We start from the raw sequence: 16,150 nt of genomic DNA, 5'->3' as shown, positions 1-16,150 counted from the left end.
CGGCACCGTGACGGCGGCTCAGCCGGGGATGGGCCCCAGCCCCGCGCGTTCCACGAGGAGCCGGGCGAGCTGCTGGTGGTGGAGGAAGAAGCTGGTGAAGTGGACCAGGCCCGCCTTGCCCCGGATGGCATAGACAGTCACCGGGCCGGGCAGGACATCCAGCTTGCGGATGTCCGCGAAGGTGAAGCGCCGCGTCCGCACCATGCCGCGGTAGGTGACGCCCCGGGCATCCACCACGATGCGCGTGCGCCCGTAGTACATGAGCGACACGGCGAAGAAGAGGACGAAGAAGCCCGCTGAGAGGAAGGTCTTGAGCGGGACCTCATCGAAGAACCGCAAGAGGTACACCAGCACGGTGACCCAGAGCAGGCCCGCGGCGGCCATGGCCGCTGCGAGGACCCGTCGGGGCCTGAAGACCTGCCGTCCGTTCGATTCCGCGTCGCGCCCGGTCATTCATGGAAGCTAATGCCTGGGGCTGACACGGTCCACCTACCCTCGGGCTTCCTGCCTGCCGGTCAACGCAGCCGCGCCGCCTTCTGTCGGGATTCCTCCTGGAGCTGGGGGCGGGCGTCCGCGGCGGAGGAGGCGGCATAGCGCTCGTAGAGGCCGCGCGCCTCGAGCGACCGGCCCATGGCGCGGAAAGATTCGGCCAGTCCGTAAAGCGGAGAAGCCGAGCCGGGCTCCAGCTCCAGGGCGAACTGGTAGTCCGCCGCGGCCTCGGCGTAGCGGCGCAGGCCGATGTTGGCGCTGCCACGCGCGACGTAGGCCACGGCCAGCATGGGTTCCTGCTGGATGGCCTGGGTGAGGCTGGTCAGCGCACCGCTGAAGTCCTTGCTGGCGATGCGCTGCACGCCCTGCTCATACGCGCGGCGCGCCTGCGCGCGCGTCGTGTCCGCCACGGGGCCGGAGCCGGGAGCCAGTCCCGCGGCCTGGGGAGACGCTCCGCTCTGCGCCATCTTCGCCCGCGCGCGGTCGATGTTCTCCTTCGCGCTCTGCCGGATGGCCGCGTCCTGCGTGAGCGCGGTGGCCCGCTCCCACTGCGCCACCGCCTGTCCGTAGTAGCCCAGCACCGCCAGGGCATTGCCCAGCTTGAACAGCGCCTCCACGTGGCCCGCGTCCGCGTGCGACGCATCCAGGAAGGCGAAGGCCGCCTCGCGGTAGCGCCGCTCCTTCATCAACGCGTCACCGTCGCGGATGCGCGCCGCCGCCAGCGCCGGATTGGCGGTCCGGTCCGCCGGCGCCATCCGCGCCGGGGCGACCTCGGACGCGGCCGTGAGCACCTGCGAGGCCGGCTGCGCGGCGCCGGGCGGCAGGGGCTGGGCGCCCATGGCCTTCAGGTGCTCGGTCGCCTTGTTCACCCAGACCTGCTCCCCCTTGCGCTGCTCCCGGGCGATGTACGCCTGGTACGCGGGGACGGCCTTGTCCTTCTGGCCGAGCTGCCGGTAGCTCTCCCCCAGCCCGTAGAAACCCTCCGGGTCCCCGGGCTCGAGCTGGGTGTAGCGCTCGTAGGCCTGCGCCGCCGTGGCCGCGTCCCCCGCCTTGCGCGCGGCGTAGCCCAGGTTGAACCAGGCCATCTTGAAGTCCGGGTCGGCCCGGGCGGCCTCGCGGAAGTGCGTGAGGGACGCCTGCACCTGTCCCTTGCGGAACAGCACGCTGCCCAGACCATTGAGGGCGGAGGGGTACCCGGGCGTCTCGGCCAGGGCCTCCCGGTAGGCGGCGGCCGCGTCGTCCCAGCGGCCTCGCGCCAGCGCGGACTCTCCCCGCAGGAAGGCCGCCCGCGCCGCGGCGGAGGGCTCCGCGGCGCCCAGCAGCATGGCCGCGGACAGCGCGATGACGAACCTGCGCAAGACGAGCATGACGGCTCCCGGAGTGTCGACCCGGAAGCCGTAGCAGAAAAACCAGGGCCGCGTCAGCACGCCCGCGAGCGACGCGGCCCCTGGCGTTGGCTCAGCTCCGGAACGGGTTCTGGAGCAGCACCGTCTCGCCGCGGTCGGCGCCCACGGAGACGCACACCACGGGGACGCCGCTGACCTCTTCCACCCGGCGCACGTAGCGCTTGGCGTTCTCCGGCAGCTCGTCGAAGGTCCGCACGTTGGCGATCTGCTCGTCCCAGCCCTGGAGCGTCTCGTAGATGGGCTTGACGCGCTCCAGGTCCTCGTAGTCGCCGGGCAGCTCCGTCACCTTCTGGCCGTCCAGCTCGTACGCGGTGCAGATCTGCAGCGTCTTCAGGCCGCTGAGCACGTCCAGCTTGGTGAGCGCCATGCCCCACAGGCCATTGACGCGCGAGGCGTAGCGCAGCACCACGCCATCCAGCCAGCCGCAGCGGCGGGGCCGGCCGGTGGTGGCGCCGAACTCGTCACCCACCTTGCGGAGCTGGTCGCCCGTGGCGTCGCTCAGCTCCGTGGGGAACGGGCCACCGCCCACGCGCGTGGTGTAGGCCTTGCTGATGCCCATCGCCTTGTCGATGGCCGTGGGCCCCAGGCCCGAGCCCACCGCCGCGTTGCCCGCCACGCAGTTGGAGGACGTCACGAAGGGATAGGTGCCGTGGTCCACGTCCAGCAGCGTGCCCTGCGCGCCCTCGAAGAGGATGCGGGCGCCGCGGCGCACCTGGCCGGAGAGGTAGAGCGACGCGTCGTGGACGAAGGGCTTGAGCCGCTCACCCAGGGCGGAGAACTCCGCCAGCACCTGCGGCACCTCCAACTGCGGCACCTCGGCGCCCGCCTTCACGCACAGGTCCTTCAGCTCGTCCAGCGCCGCCGGCAGCCGGGCCTCGATGCGCGCGCGCAGCCGGTCCGCGTTGAGCAGGTCCCTCACGCGGATGCCACGCCGGGCGACCTTGTCCTCGTACGCGGGGCCGATGCCCCGGCCCGTGGTGCCAATGGCGCTGCCGCCGCGGGCCTTCTCACGGAAGCTGTCCAGCAGCTTGTGCCACGGGAAGATGACGTGGGCATTGTCGGAGATGAGGAGCTGCGCGTCGTCCTTGAGGAAGCCGCGCGCCTTCAGCGCGTCAATCTCCCCAACGAGGACGGCGGGGTCCACCACCACTCCGTTGCCAATGACACACGTCTTCCCAGGGTGGAGGATGCCCGAGGGAATCAGATGGAGGACGGTCTTCTGCCCGCCCACCACCAGCGTGTGGCCCGCGTTGTTGCCGCCCTGGAAGCGGACGACGACCTGGGCGTGCTCGGTGAGCAGGTCAACGACCTTGCCCTTCCCCTCATCTCCCCACTGCGCTCCGATGACGACGACGTTCGGCATGGTGCTCGCCGCTTAGCACGCACGGGGGGCCGGGTGACAGTGTTCCGCGAAGCCACAATGCAGGGCCTGGCAGGCTGCCTTCTCCCTCCCATCCCATTCACCCCTGGATTCACCGCGTGACACGGCCCGTGCCGCGCCCGCGAGCCGCCCCGCTGCGTCCTCCAGCCCCCTGGGCCCGGAGAGCCACTCGGGCTCCGGCTGCGCTTCCTTGAGGGAGACGACCCCCACCCGCACCGGCACCCCTTCTCGCACCATGTGCCGAGCCACCAGCCCCAGCGCCGCCAGCTCATAGGTGTACGCGGCCGCTCCCAGCGGATGACGTCCGCCGTGCTTGAAGGCCACCACCACGGCCTCCTCCCGCGGAGACTCCCACAGCAGGTCCACCGTGCCCTCGACGCTCACCCCACCCTCCAGGGCGAGGACGAAGGGCAGCCCCCGGTGAACCGTCTGCGACGGGGCGCGCGCCAGCTCACGGGCGAACCCGGACGCCAGGAAGCGCTCCGCGGTGCGCAGCACGGCGTCCATGCCCTCTTCGTCCGGGAGGGCGCCCGCGTCACGCAACAGTGACTCCAGGTGGGCCCGCCGTTCAGAAGCGTCCACCTCCGGAGCGGCCAGCCGGAGGTCCACGGCGCGGAGCAGCCGCTGCGCGAGGTCCTCGGGGCGCTCGGCGGGAAGCCACCCGTCCGGCTCCACCAGGGGCGGCGCCCCACGGGGCGGCACCTCCCACGGCCACGGCGCGCCGCGAAGTCCCAGCCGGTGCACGTAGTGGAAGCGCCGCGGACACGCGATGAAGTCCTGCAGCGCCTCCGCGGTGGCCACCGCGGCGCCCGGCGCTTCCACCTGCGCGACGCGGCCACCCCGCACGCGCAGCAGCGCGTCCTCGACGCGCGCCTCCGCCAGGCGCAAGGCCTCCGGGCCCGGGGGCTCCGGGTCCGCGGGTGGCGGCAACGTGTCGACGTCCAGGTCCTCCACCAGGCGGCGCAGCTCCGCGTCCACGTCCAGACGCCCGTCAATCTGGTGCCACCAGGAGGCCTTGCCACCGCGCGGCTCCGCGCCGCCCGCCAGCACCAGCATGTCCTTGGCGCGGGTGAGCGCGACGTAGAGCAGGCGGCGGTACTCGGCGTCCTCGCGGGCCTTCAGCTCGGCGCGCACCGCGTCGAAGCGGCTGGAGGTGTAGCCATCGTCCAGCGAATCCGGTACCCACGGTTGAAGGGAGATGCCGTGGGTGCGCTCGAAGTGGGCCCGGCCCGAGCTCACACGCCGGCGGCCGCCCATCGAAGGCACCACCACCACCGGCCACTCCAGGCCCTTGGCGCTGTGGATGGTGAGCAGTTGCACCGCGCGCGGGTCGCCCGCGTCCAGCAGGTCCGCCTGGGCCTCCGTCGGGTCGTTCTCCGCCAGCATCCGCAGCTCGCGCGCGAAGGCCACGCAGCCGCCCGTGCCACGCTCGTCCCGCCGCGACGCCAGCGCCAGGAGCTTCTCCACGTTGGCGCTCGCCTGCTCCGCGTAGGGCGAGCCCGCGAGCGCTTCGCGATAGCCCGTCGCATCCAGCGCGGACACCAGCAGCTCGCGCACGCCCAGCCGGTCGCGCTCGCGCCGCAGCCCGGGGAGCGCCGCGAGGAAACGCTCCAGGCGTTGCCGCTCGCGCTCGGACAACGCGCCCAACACCTCCGGGTCCGTCAGCCGGGGCGACGCCAGGGACAGGGGCGCGTCCCCCGCGAGGCGGAACAGGGATGCGTCCGACAGCCCCACCAACGGCGAGCGCAGCACCGCGGCGAAGGCCAGCGCGTCCTCCGCGTCCGCCAGCAGCGCGAGCAACGAGGCCAGGTCCATCACCTCCTGCGCGCCATAGAAGCCACGCCCGCGCAGCACGCGGTGCGGGACGCCGTGGCGGATGAGGGCCTGCCGGTACACCTCCAGGTGCGTGAAGGTCCGGAAGAGCATGGCCACGTCGCCGCCCCGCGCAGGACGCTGTCCTTCACCGTCCTCGCGCGCCACCGACGGCGGCGCGCCGGGCGCCAGCAGGCACCGCAGCCGGCGGGCAATCGCGTCCGCGTCCAGCCAGCGCAGGTCCGCCGAGGTGGCCGCTTCCTCCAGCAGCAACCGCTCCACGACGGGCCCCTCTGCCAGCGACGGCCTGAACGCGGTGAGGTCGTCCTCTTCCGGGACGTAGATGACCTCGAAGGGCCGGGGGTTCCGGGCGTCGGCGGCGACGAGCACGCCGGCGAAGGTGCGGTTGAAGAACGACAGCAAGCCAGGCACGGAGCGGCGGTTGTTCTGGAGGAAGCCGCGCGTGCCCCCTTCGTCCTCCAGCTTCTTCGCCAGCACGGAGAAGACGGACACGTCCGCGCCACGGAACTCGTAGATGGACTGCTTGCGGTCACCCACCGCGCACAGGAAGGCGGGCTCCAGCGGCAGCGCCTTCACCAGGTCCGCGTCGGGCGCCAGCTCGCGCGGGCCGCCCTCTCGCTGCTCCGCCAGGAGCAACACCAGGTCCAACTGGAGGCGGTTGGTGTCCTGGAACTCGTCCACCAACAGCGCGCCGATGCGCTCCTGCGCCTGACGGCGGAACTCCGGATGCTCCCGGAGCAGGTCGCGCGACTTCACCAGCAACGACGTGAAGTCGAGCACGTTGCGGCGCGACAGCTCCGTGTCGTGACGGGCTTCGACGCGCGTCAGGAGCTCGCGGAAGGTGACCTCGAAGGGCACGGTGCGCCAGGCGGCCCAGGCGTCGTCCAGCCGGGGCACGGAGCCATCGCTCTTGCCGAAGACGCGCCAGTAGAGGTTCTTGACGGGCGCGGCGGCGCCCTTGCTGAGCCTGGAGAAGTTGCGCCCGTCCGCCTTGAAGCAGGCCCGCAGCCACGGGAAGCGCTCGCCCTCGCCGAAGTTCTCCGCCGTCATGCCGTTGAGCGCGCGCTCCAGCCCGCCCAACAGCCGGCTCCACTCGCCCTTCGCGTCCAGGCCCCGGGCCTCGGCGCACAGCGCCTTGCACCGCGCAATCGCCGCGTCCAGCTCCGCGCGCGCCTCCGCGGCGTCGCTCACGGCGGCCTTCTCCGCGCGCAGCCCTTCCTCGCGGAGCTTGCCGTAGACGGACACCAGCGCGGCCACCAGGCCGTCCGAGAACCCCGAGCCGGAGAAGCCCAGCTCCCGGCACAGCTCCCGCACCTGCGCGTCACCCGCCTCCAGCGCGTCGAGGACGACGCGCTCGCAGACGTCCTGCACCAGCCCCGTCGCCTCCAGCGAGTCCAGCACCTCGAAGTTCGGGTCGATGCCCACCGCGGGCGGCGCGCGCCGCAGCAACTGGCCGCACAGCGAGTGGAAGGTGCCCACCGTGGCCGCGCCCAGCTCCTCGCGGAGCTGACGCCACGCATCCGGCAGCGGGAAGGGCTTGTCCAGCCGCGCCAGCGAGGCGCGCAGCTCCTCCTCCTGGTCCAGGCGCGTCTCGCCCTGCGCCAGCCCATCCAGGCGCTGGCGGACGCGCGAGCGCATCTCCGCGGCGGCCTTGTCCGTGAACGTGAGCATGCACAGCCGCGCCGGGCGCACCGGGCCGCCGGCCTCACGCGCCCCCGCGAGCAGGTGCAGCGTCATGGTGACCAGGCTGTACGTCTTGCCCGCGCCGGCGCCCGCCATCAGGGCGAGGTTGCGCTCCAGCGCGAGGAGGGAGGGCCCCGCGCTCATCCGGCCTCCTCCGTCATGCGGCGGTCCGTGATGCGGCACACGGCGCGGTAGCCACACGTCCCGCAGTCCTGGGGCCGCGCGGCGAACTTGCCCTGGCGCAGCGTGCCCACCAGCGCCTCCACCGCGTTGGGCAGGTTGAGGCCCTCCTTCTCCGCCACCTTCGCGCGGACCTCGGGGTCCTTCGACAGCAGCTCGTCCAGCTCCGCGTCGGAGATGACCTCGGACAGGCGGATGGCCTTACCCGTGCGCAGGGAGAACCACGCCGCATGCCGCGCGTTCGCGTGGCCGCTCTCCCGCGCCGCGTAGAGGTACAGCGGGAGCTGGAAGTCCGACGTCAGCAGCTTCTCCTTCAGCGCGCGCTCCTCCAGCCGGCCCGACTTGTAGTCGATGACGCCCACCTCGCCGCCCGAGGTGTCCAGCCGGTCGATGGTGCCCTCGAAGTACACGGGCTCCTCGCCCGCGTGCAGCACGACGTTGCTCCACTTGTCGTCACGGGCGGCGGGCCCGAAGCGGAACTCGAAGTCCCCCGGCGTCATCGTGTCGAAGGGCAAGCCCCGACGCTCGTCCACCAGGATGCGGCGGGCCATGGCGCGGGCCCGCTCGGCCGCCAGCTTCCACAGCTCCGGGTGCCCCACGTGGTGCACGCGCTCGAAGTCCTTGATGGCGGCCTTGAGCGCGACGTCCAGCACCTCCTCCGGAACCTCCTCCGGCGCCTTGCCCAGGAGCTGCTTCTCCTTCAGCGCCGCGAAGACCTTCTCCACCACCTTGTGCCAGAAGGTGCCGCGGCCCCGGGCGTCGAACTCCTCTCCCGGGATGTCCGGCTCCGCCACCTTCAGGCCGTACGAGAGGAAGCCCTGGAAGCCGCAGTTGCCGAAGCGCGCCAGCGCCGACGCGGAGAGCGGCCGGGTGATGTCGAAGCGGAACGTCTCCCGCAGGGACTCGCGCAGGGTGTTGACGTCCACCGAGCCCGAGTACGGCCCGGGCTGCGCCGTCTTGTTCCCGAAGAAGAACAGGCGCTCCACCTCCACCTCCGCCAGCTCCCGCGCGCCCCTGTACCAGGGCTCGGACTCGAAGCGGCGCCGGAGCACCGCGGCCGCGGCGTCGGGCTCGGTGACGCGCAGCTTCGGCTGGGACAGGGCCTCCAGCGCCACACAGCGGCGCAGCTCGGACTCGGTGAGCACCTCGTCCAGCCTGGGGATGGGCGACAGCGAGCGCGGCGTCCACTTCAGCGCGGTGAGCCGGCGCACCTCTTCCAGGAACGCGGACGGCACCTGCTCCTGCCCTCCCGCGGACTCCACCGCGAAGGACAGGCTGACGCTCGCCTCCGAGGCGGCCAGCGCGCTGGCGAACAGCAGGCGGTCCTCGGTGAGGCGCCAGGCCGCGCGATCATCGAACTCGCCACCCGTGAGACGGAAGACATCGCGGCCCAGGTGCTTGTTGAGGGCCGCGCGCTCCGCGTCCGCCAGCAGCGGTGACGGGGCGTCACGCCCGGGGAAGCGCCCTTCCGTCAGCCCCGCCAGGAAGAGGTGCTGGAAGGAGCGGCCCGGCAGCTCCGCCACGTCGAGCACCTCGACGGCGGCGCCCCGGGGGCCTCGCGGTGGAAGGTGCGCGTCCGCCATCGCGTCACGCAACCAGCGGCCGAACGTGCGTCGGCGCATCTTCGGCCCGCCGCCCACCGTCTTCATCATCCGCGTCAGGCCCTGCACCCGCAGACGGAGCGCCTCGCGCGCGGCATCGTCCCGCGCCCGCGCGTCCGCCGCGCGAGCGCCCAGCCCGCCCTCCTCGCGCGGCTCCAGGGCCCCCTCGGCGTCCACGAGGCCCAGCTTCTCCACCACCTGCCACCACGCCGCGAGCAGCTCCACGGCGGTGCCTTCCTCGGGGATGCGGCGGCAGGCCTCCACCAACAGCAGGCAGCGCTCGCGCAGCAGCTTCACGGCGTGGACGCGCGCGCTGTCCGGCGCGTTGCGCGTGCCGTTCAGCGCCAGGAGCCGCCGCGCCAGTCCGTCCAGCCGCACGTCATAGGCACCGCGTCCCCGCACCGCGCCCAGCCGGTCATCACGCACGGCGGCCTGGGCGAAGAGGCTCGCGGGCGCGGCCGGGCCGCCACGGGACAGCGTGGGCGCGTAGCGGCTGGCCATGAGGTCCGCCACGCGGTCGGCCGGGAAGGCATCCTCCACCAACAGCGGCAGGTCCAGCGCCAGCCGCACCGGCCCGGCGAGCCCCAGCGGCTCGCCCCAGGGCAGGCGCACCGGCACGCCCAGCTCCCCCAGCGACTCCGCGAGCCAGCCCGCCTCGGGCCCCAGCTCGCGGTACGCCACCGCGATGTCCCCGGGCGCCACCCCGTCGGACAGCAGGCGCCGCACGTCCCGGGCCAGCAGCCGCGCCTCGTCGCGCGCCGTGGCCGCGCTCCACACGCTCAGCGCCGGCACCGCGTCCTTCAGCACGTCACGCGGCGCTCGCGGCGAGAAGAGGTGGCGCCCCAGGTCGATGAAGGGCCGGCCCTCGAAGGTGACGTCCGCCTTGAAGAGGTCCACGTGCGTCATGGCGTCGCCGCGGTTCTCGAAGGCGCGGAAGAGGGCCGTCAGCGCCGCGTCCGCCGCGGGCGAGCCCCCCACCGGCGTCTCCACGCGCAACGTCACCCGCCGCGACTCGCACGCCGCCGCCAGCGCCAGCAGCAGCTCCAGCCCCGAGGGGCGCACGTCGTAGACACCGTGCAGGACCAGCGTGCTCAGCCCCTCCCACCCCACGGGCCACGCGCCCCGGCCCAGCGCCTCGCGCGCGCCGCGCATGACGTCCTCGCGGTCCGCCAGGCTCAGCTCCGCCATCCGCTGTTCGTACAGGTGGTACAGGCGCGCCATCACCCGGACCCGCGTCCTGCGCTCCTGCGGCAGGACCTCCACCGCGTCCTGGAGCTCCCGAGCAGACAGGCGCCCGGCCTTCAGGTCCAGCACCACGTCCAGCGCGGCCCGGGCGAAGGCGGGCTCGCGCACGTAGTCGCCAAAGGGCGTGGGTCCCAGCTCCAACCCCAGGGAGGCCACCACGGCTCGCGCCGCCACCGCCGGACACGGACGCCGGTTCAGCTCCCGCGCGCCGCCCAACGCGTGAAGCAGCTCCTCCCACGTCAGGAGCTGCGCACCCACGCTCAGCCCGCTGGCGTCGCCCATGGCCCGCAACGCGGCCTGACGCCGGCTGGCGTCGGGAAACACGTGGAGGGTGCGGCCAGAGCGGAAGGACATGCGGGGCGGATTCTAGAACGACCGGGCGGGTGCGTTTCATGCTCCATTCCGGGCCCGCCGCCCAGGTCATTTCCGCGCCTGCCCGGTCGCCGGCCACGGATTCCCGGCTTCCCCGCCGACAGCCAGGGGCAGTGACAGCTCGAGCTGCGTGAGCGGCGTTGGGGCCAGCCCCGCCCCCAGGAAGAATCGCCCCAGGGGGCCTTCCGGGACGATGGCGCTCACGGCCAGCGGCTTGCCGGGCCACCGCGCCGCCAGGGCCCTCAAGAGCTTGCGTCCCGCGCCTTGCCCCCGGACCGAGGGCTCCACGCTGATGGAACGCAGCACCAGGGTGGGCGGCGCGACATCCGCCACCACCGCGACCGCGGGCCCGAGCCGGAACGCCCGGGCCGGTGACGCCAGCCCCATCACCGTCGCGGGGGCGAGCTGCCACGGCAACCCCTCCGGCAACCACCGCGCGCAGGCCCACGGGGCCACTTCCTCCAGCGCGGGCGCCTCGTCCAGGGGTTCGGGCGTGCCCATGAAGCCCACCAGCCGGCGCACGCGCTGGAAGCCCAGGCGTTCGTAGAGCGCCACCGCGGGCGCGTTCTGCTCGATGACCTCCAGGACGACCCGGGCGTCGCCGCGGGCGCGGGCCTCGTCCAGCAGCGGACGCAGCATGGCACCGCCGAGCTTGCGATTGCGCCACGCGGGCACCACGCCCATGCCCGCCACCCGGCTCTCCCGGCCCCGGCGGGCCATCAACACGAGCCCCACGGGCTCGCCGTCCACGCGGGCCACGCGGCTCTCCTCCAGGGAGATGTGCTCGCCGCGCACGCGCGCGTCGAACAGGGCGGGCGCGTCCGGCACGGGGACGAAGTAGCCCTCGAACGCACGGGCGAACAGCGTGGACAGGGCTCGCGGGGGCAGGTCAGACGCGGGGGCCAGTTGCATGAGCGAAATACCTCCCAAGGCAGGCGAGCCCGAGTCTACGCATGAAGCCGTGGGACTCATTGCTGGAACCCGAAGGGACTGCGCCCGTATGCTGCCCGCCGTGCGCCCCCCATTTCGAGCGTTTGCCATTGCCGTCCTGCTGGCCGTCGTCCCCGCCGCCCCCGTCGCCGCCCAGGATGGCGCGGACGAGCCACGGCTCCATGAGATCCGCTTCGACTGGACGCGGGATGGCATCCTCACCGGCGCGGCGGGCGCGCTGTGGATTTCCAGTGAGAGCTTCCTCAAGGACGACCTGGCCCCGGCGCAGTGCCGCTGGTGCGACCGCGCACCGGACGGGACGGACCGCCTCAACCGGCTGGACCGCTGGGGCCGAGGCCTCGCCGGGGCGACGCCCGAGGCCCGCAGACGGGCCCACAACTGGAGCAACATCGTCGGCTTCGCCGCGCTGCCCGCGGGTGTGCTCGGCCTCCAGTACGCCGTGGGGAACAGCTCGGGTGCGCCGTCGCGCTTCTTCGCCCAGGACGCCGCCATCATCGTCCAGAGCGCGGTGTTCGCCTCGCTGGCCAACCAGACGGTGAAGTTCATCGCCGGCCGCGAGCGGCCCTTCGTCCACGTGCTGCCCGAGGACCAGAAGGGCCTCACCGACCACCCCACCGACAACAACCTGTCCTTCTACAGCGGCCACACCAACCTGGCCTTCTCCCTGGTGGTGTCCGCGGGCACCGTGGCCGCGCTGCGGGGCTACAAGCACCAGGCGTGGATCTGGGCGGTGGGCGTGCCCGTGGCCACCTCCGTGGGCCTGCTGCGCATGGGCGCAGACAAGCACTACCTCACGGACGTGGCCACCGGGGCCCTGCTGGGCTCGGCGGTGGGCGTCGCCGTGCCCCTGCTGCTCCATGGCCGGAAGGGGGACGCCACGCCCAAGGCCCAGGCCGGGCAGTTCCACATGACGCCCACCGCCAGCGCGCGGATGATGGGCATCTCCGGCACCTTCTAGCGCGCCGCGCGTCAGAGGCCGGCCTCCGCTGTCGCGCCGTCGCCCTCCGTGGCCAGCGGCGGCAGGGCGTTCATGTCCCAGCGCTCGCCGGCGCTCCACGACACCGCGCCCGAAACGCCCCACCCCGCGCGCAGGGCCTGGCGGCCCTCGTACTCCAACCAGAAGACGGACTCCTGTGGCCGGGCCGCCTGGTCCAGGCAGGCGATGCGAGTGGCCGGCCGTCCCGGGCTCTCCAGCGTCACCGCGAAGCCCTTGTGCGAGTGGCCGCACAGCATCCACTTCGGCAGCACCGTGTCCACCAGCCGCCGCGTCACGGGATTGCCAATCCAATACGAAGGCAACGGCCGGGGCGGTGAGGGGTTCTCCTCCCGCGCGCGCTGGACGATGCCTCGCGGCCATTCGTGGACCAGCATCAGGTCCACGTCGCGCAGCGCCGCCACCAGTTCCACCTCCGGGGTGCGGAAATAGCCGGCCTGCTTCACCATGTCCGGCGTGACGGGGGGCTTCAGCGGCTGGTCGATGAAGCGCGGCGCGTGGATGCCCGACAGGTACGCCACCCGCAGGCCGCGCAGCTCGCGGACCCCGGCGCGGCCCAGGTACGTCACGTTCGGTGCCAGCGTCCCGCCCTGCTGGAGGTCGTGCAGCGCCTCGAAGTCCTCGTTGTTGCCGGCGATGAAGTACAGCGGCCGCCTCACCTGCCGGAGCCCGTCGGCGTATTCCGCGAACTCCGCGGGCATGGCGCGCTTGGCCGCCTTGCGGCGGTGGTCATCCGCGCGACGGAAGGCCTCCACGTCGCCCACCGCCAGCACCAGGTCCACCTGGCGGCCACGGGCCTGCTCCAGCGCGTCCAGCCACGTCTCCACACGATGGAAGCGGCCATGGATGTCGCCCACGGCCGCGACAAGTAGGGGTTCCGGCATCTTGCTTGAAAGGCTGCACGCGCCCCCCCGCCCTGTCGAGTCGAGTTCATCCCATGTCGCCAATGGCTGACAGAACGCAACCTCTCCTGACGGCCAATCCCGGCGCGCGGTGGATGACGCACCCCGTCCACCCCCACCTTCCCATGGCGCCCCCTGCGTGCCATTGAGGTCCGAAAGCAGCCAGACAGCGACCACCGCGTATGGGAGTTTGCCCCCCATGAACGGCCTGGACCCCAGCGCGTGCTACCGCGCGATGCAGACCCGGGATGCCCGCTTCGACGGACGGTTCTTCACCGCCGTGCGGACCACGCGCATCTATTGCCGGCCCATCTGCCCGGCCCGGACGCCCCGCTTCGAGAACTGCACCTTCTATCCGAGCGCCGCCGGGGCCCAGGAGGCGGGCTACCGGCCCTGCCTGCGCTGCCGTCCGGAGACCTCACCGGACCTCGCCTTCTGGCGCGGCACCTCCAACACCGTCGCCCGGGCCCTGGCGCTCATCGCCGAAGGCGGGCTGGATGAGGACGGCGCGGGGGTGTCGGAGCTCGCGGACCGGCTGGGCGTGGGGGACCGGCAGCTCCGGCGGTTGTTCCAACAGCACCTGGGCGCCTCCCCCGTGGCCGTGGCCCAGACGCGGCGCGTGCTGTTCGCCCGGCAGCTCCTGCACGAGACGGCCCTGCCCATGGCCCAGGTGGCGCTGGCCTCGGGGTTCCGCAGCGTCCGCCGCTTCAACGACGTGTTCCGCGCCCTGTATGGGCGGCCGCCTGGCGCGCTCCGCCGGAGCCGGTCTCCCATGGCGGGCGCCGCGGCGGGCGTCACGCTGTTCATCCCCTACCAGCCGCCCTACGACTGGGAATCGATGCTGGCGCACCTGGAGGCGCGGGCCCTCCCAGGCCTGGAGCACGTGGAGGCCGGGCGCTACCGGCGCACGGTGGCGACGCCAGGCGGCCCGGGCGCCGTCGAGGTCGTCCGGGCCTCCGGGCGCGAGGGGCTGCTCGCGACGCTCCGCCTGCCCGCGGTCCAGGCGCTGCCCACGGTGGTGGCCCAGGTCCGGCGCGTCTTCGACGTGGGCGCGGACATGGCCGTCATCCAGGCGCATCTGTCCCGTGACGCGCTGCTCGCGCCGCTGGTGGCGCGGCGCCCCGGGCTGCGGGCCCCGGGCGGCTGGGATGGCTTCGAGCTGGCCATCCGCGCGGTGCTGGGCCAGCAGGTCACGTTGGCCGCCGCGCGCGGGCTCGGCGCGCGGCTGGTGGCGGCGTACGGGGAGCCGGTGGACGTCGGAGCGACAGGGGACGCCCGGCTGACGCGCGCCTTCCCCCGGCCGGAGCGACTGGCGCGTGAGGACTTGAGCGCGCTCGGGATGCCCGCCGCCCGCGCCCGGACGCTGTCGACCCTGGCCGCCGCGGCCGCCGCGGACCCGCTGCTGTTCCAGCCGCGCGCCACGTTGGAGGAGACCGTCGAGCGCTTCAAGCGCATCCCCGGCATCGGCGACTGGACGGCGCAGTACATCGCGCTGCGCGCCGTGCGTGAGACGGACGCCTTCCCCTCCGCGGACGTCGCGCTGCTGCGCGCCCTGGCCGATGCCCGGGGCGCGCGGCCTTCACCGGAGGAGGCACTCCGCCGCGCCGAGGCCTGGAGCCCCTGGCGCGCCTATGCCGCGCAGCACCTCTGGGCCGCCGACGCCGCCCGCCCCGCGCCCCTGCTCCGCCTCCCCCGTTCCCCTGCTCCCCGGAGAGATGACGATGCCCCCGCCGCTGCGTTTGCTCATGGACCGCGCTCCCACGCCCATCGGCCTGATGCGGGTCGTCTGTGACGAAGCGGGCTGCCTTCGCGCCGTCGACTGGGAGGAGCACGAAGAGCGGATGCTCCGGCTGCTGCGGCTCCACTACGGCGCCAACGGCTACGTGCTCCAGCCCGCGAGCGACCCGTTCGGCAGGACGGCCGCGATGCGGGCCTACCTGCGCGGAGACCTCGGCGCCATCGACGCGCTGCCCGTGGCCACCGCGGGCACGCCCTTCCAACGGGAGGTCTGGCGCGCGCTGCGCGACATCCCCGCCGGCGCCACCACCAGCTACGGCCAGCTCGCCCAGCGCATCGGGCGCCCCAAGGCCGTGCGCGCCGTGGGCATGGCCAACGGCGCCAACCCGATTGGCGTCGTCGTCCCCTGCCACCGCGTGGTGGGGGCCAACGCGGCGCTGACGGGCTACGGCGGAGGGCTGCAGCGCAAGCAGTGGCTGCTCGACCACGAGCGCCGCCATGCGCCAGGCTCCCCAGCCCCCCTTCCCCCACGAGAGGCGTCTTCCCATGAGCACTGACACTCCGCATCGCGCCGAAACGTTCCACGCCCTGCACCAGGGCCCCGACCTCCTCATCCTGCCCAACGCCTGGGACGCGGGCAGCGCGCGGCTCATCGAGAGCCTGGGCGCGAAGGCCATCGCCACCACGAGCGCGGGCGTCGCCTGGACGCATGGCTATCCGGATGGAGACGCGCTGCCCCTGGAGCGGCTGCTCTCCACGGTGAGCGCCATCACCCGCGTCATCCGCGTGCCGCTCACGGTGGATTTCGAGGGCGGCTACTCCGACGACCCGGCCCAGGTGGGGGAGGCGGCCGCGCGGCTCATCGACGCGGGCGCCGTGGGCATCAACCTCGAGGACGGCAGCGGCCCGCCCGCCGCGCTCTGCGAGAAGCTTGCCCGCGTGAGGCAGGCCAGCACGCGGCGGGGGGTCCGGCTCTTCATCAACGTGCGCACGGACGTGTACCTGCGCGGGCTCGTCCCGGAACCGCTGCGGCAACAGGAGACGCTGGCCCGGGCCGAGCAGTACCGCGCCGCCGGGGCGGATGGCCTCTTCGTGCCCGCCCTGGTGGACGCCGCCGGCCTCCAGGCCATCGCGGCGGGGACGGTGCTCCCCGTCAACGCCATGGTCCGTCCGGGCCTCCCTGACGCCCAGGCGCTGCGGCGGCTGGGGGTCCGCCGGCTCTCCGCCGGCACCTCCATTCCCGTGACGCTCCTGAGCCAGGCCTCGGCCCTGGTCTCCGGCTTCCTGGCGGACGGACGCTCCGAGCCGCTGACGCAGGGCCGGATGAGCTACGCCGCCATCAACGCGCTGATGCCGCCGGACGCGCCCTGAAGCGG

The 16,150-nt window shown here is 73.4% G+C and carries 11 protein-coding genes; 4 read left to right on the top strand and 7 right to left on the bottom strand.

What is annotated here, in order from left to right; translation table 11 throughout:
• Positions 1-18: 18 nt before the first annotated feature.
• The 6 genes from MYMAC_RS12970 to MYMAC_RS12945 form a co-directional block, all read right to left on the bottom strand.
• Entirely contained in the window at positions 19-453 is a 435-nt protein-coding gene (locus tag MYMAC_RS12970) for a PH domain-containing protein (protein WP_043710841.1), read from the bottom strand.
• Between the two features lie 62 nt (positions 454-515).
• Entirely contained in the window at positions 516-1,856 is a 1,341-nt protein-coding gene (locus MYMAC_RS12965) for a tetratricopeptide repeat protein (RefSeq protein WP_204817569.1), read from the bottom strand.
• 91 nt (positions 1,857-1,947) lie between these two features.
• The gene (locus tag MYMAC_RS12960; protein ID WP_095958313.1) at positions 1,948-3,258 is read right to left on the bottom strand and encodes an adenylosuccinate synthase; all 1,311 of its coding nucleotides are present in this window, start codon (positions 3,256-3,258) and stop codon (positions 1,948-1,950) included.
• A 12-nt stretch (positions 3,259-3,270) separates the two neighbouring features.
• Positions 3,271-6,936 (bottom strand): UvrD-helicase domain-containing protein, encoded by a 3,666-nt coding sequence (locus MYMAC_RS12955; protein WP_095958312.1) that lies wholly within the window; start codon positions 6,934-6,936, stop codon positions 3,271-3,273.
• Complete coding sequence (locus MYMAC_RS12950; RefSeq protein WP_095958311.1) at positions 6,933-10,172, bottom strand: PD-(D/E)XK nuclease family protein; 3,240 nt, start codon at positions 10,170-10,172, stop codon at positions 6,933-6,935. The genes MYMAC_RS12955 and MYMAC_RS12950 overlap by 4 nt, the downstream gene beginning before the upstream one ends.
• Before the next feature lie 66 nt (positions 10,173-10,238).
• Positions 10,239-11,102 carry a GNAT family N-acetyltransferase gene (locus MYMAC_RS12945; RefSeq protein WP_095958310.1) on the bottom strand — a complete coding sequence of 288 codons (864 nt, stop codon included), beginning with the start codon at positions 11,100-11,102 and terminating at the stop codon, positions 10,239-10,241.
• 88 nt (positions 11,103-11,190) lie between these two features.
• Between MYMAC_RS12945 and MYMAC_RS12940 the strand changes: the two genes are divergently transcribed.
• Complete coding sequence (locus tag MYMAC_RS12940; protein WP_095958309.1) at positions 11,191-12,099, top strand: phosphatase PAP2 family protein; 909 nt, start codon at positions 11,191-11,193, stop codon at positions 12,097-12,099.
• Positions 12,100-12,110: 11 nt separating this feature from the next.
• On the opposite strand, the gene MYMAC_RS12935 is transcribed toward MYMAC_RS12940, so the two are convergent.
• Positions 12,111-13,019 carry a metallophosphoesterase gene (locus MYMAC_RS12935; protein WP_095958308.1) on the bottom strand — a complete coding sequence of 303 codons (909 nt, stop codon included), beginning with the start codon at positions 13,017-13,019 and terminating at the stop codon, positions 12,111-12,113.
• Positions 13,020-13,236: 217 nt separating this feature from the next.
• Here MYMAC_RS12935 and MYMAC_RS12930 point away from each other — a divergent pair, with 217 nt between their 5' ends.
• From MYMAC_RS12930 to MYMAC_RS12920, 3 genes are read left to right on the top strand one after another with little or no spacing between them, the layout of a single operon-like run.
• A complete protein-coding gene (locus MYMAC_RS12930) occupies positions 13,237-14,829 on the top strand; it encodes an AlkA N-terminal domain-containing protein (protein WP_095958307.1) in 1,593 nt (530 codons plus the stop codon).
• Positions 14,783-15,331 (top strand): methylated-DNA--[protein]-cysteine S-methyltransferase, encoded by a 549-nt coding sequence (ogt, locus tag MYMAC_RS12925; protein WP_013939186.1) that lies wholly within the window; start codon positions 14,783-14,785, stop codon positions 15,329-15,331. Before MYMAC_RS12930 ends, ogt begins: the two co-directional genes overlap by 47 nt.
• Complete coding sequence (locus MYMAC_RS12920) at positions 15,321-16,145, top strand: isocitrate lyase/PEP mutase family protein (protein ID WP_013939185.1); 825 nt, start codon at positions 15,321-15,323, stop codon at positions 16,143-16,145. Before ogt ends, MYMAC_RS12920 begins: the two co-directional genes overlap by 11 nt.
• Positions 16,146-16,150 lie beyond the last annotated feature (5 nt).

Origin of the sequence: Corallococcus macrosporus DSM 14697 (assembly GCF_002305895.1) — a bacterium.
Classification (GTDB): Bacteria; Myxococcota; Myxococcia; order Myxococcales; family Myxococcaceae; genus Myxococcus; species Myxococcus macrosporus.
This window is presented reverse-complemented; position numbering and strand designations above follow the sequence as displayed.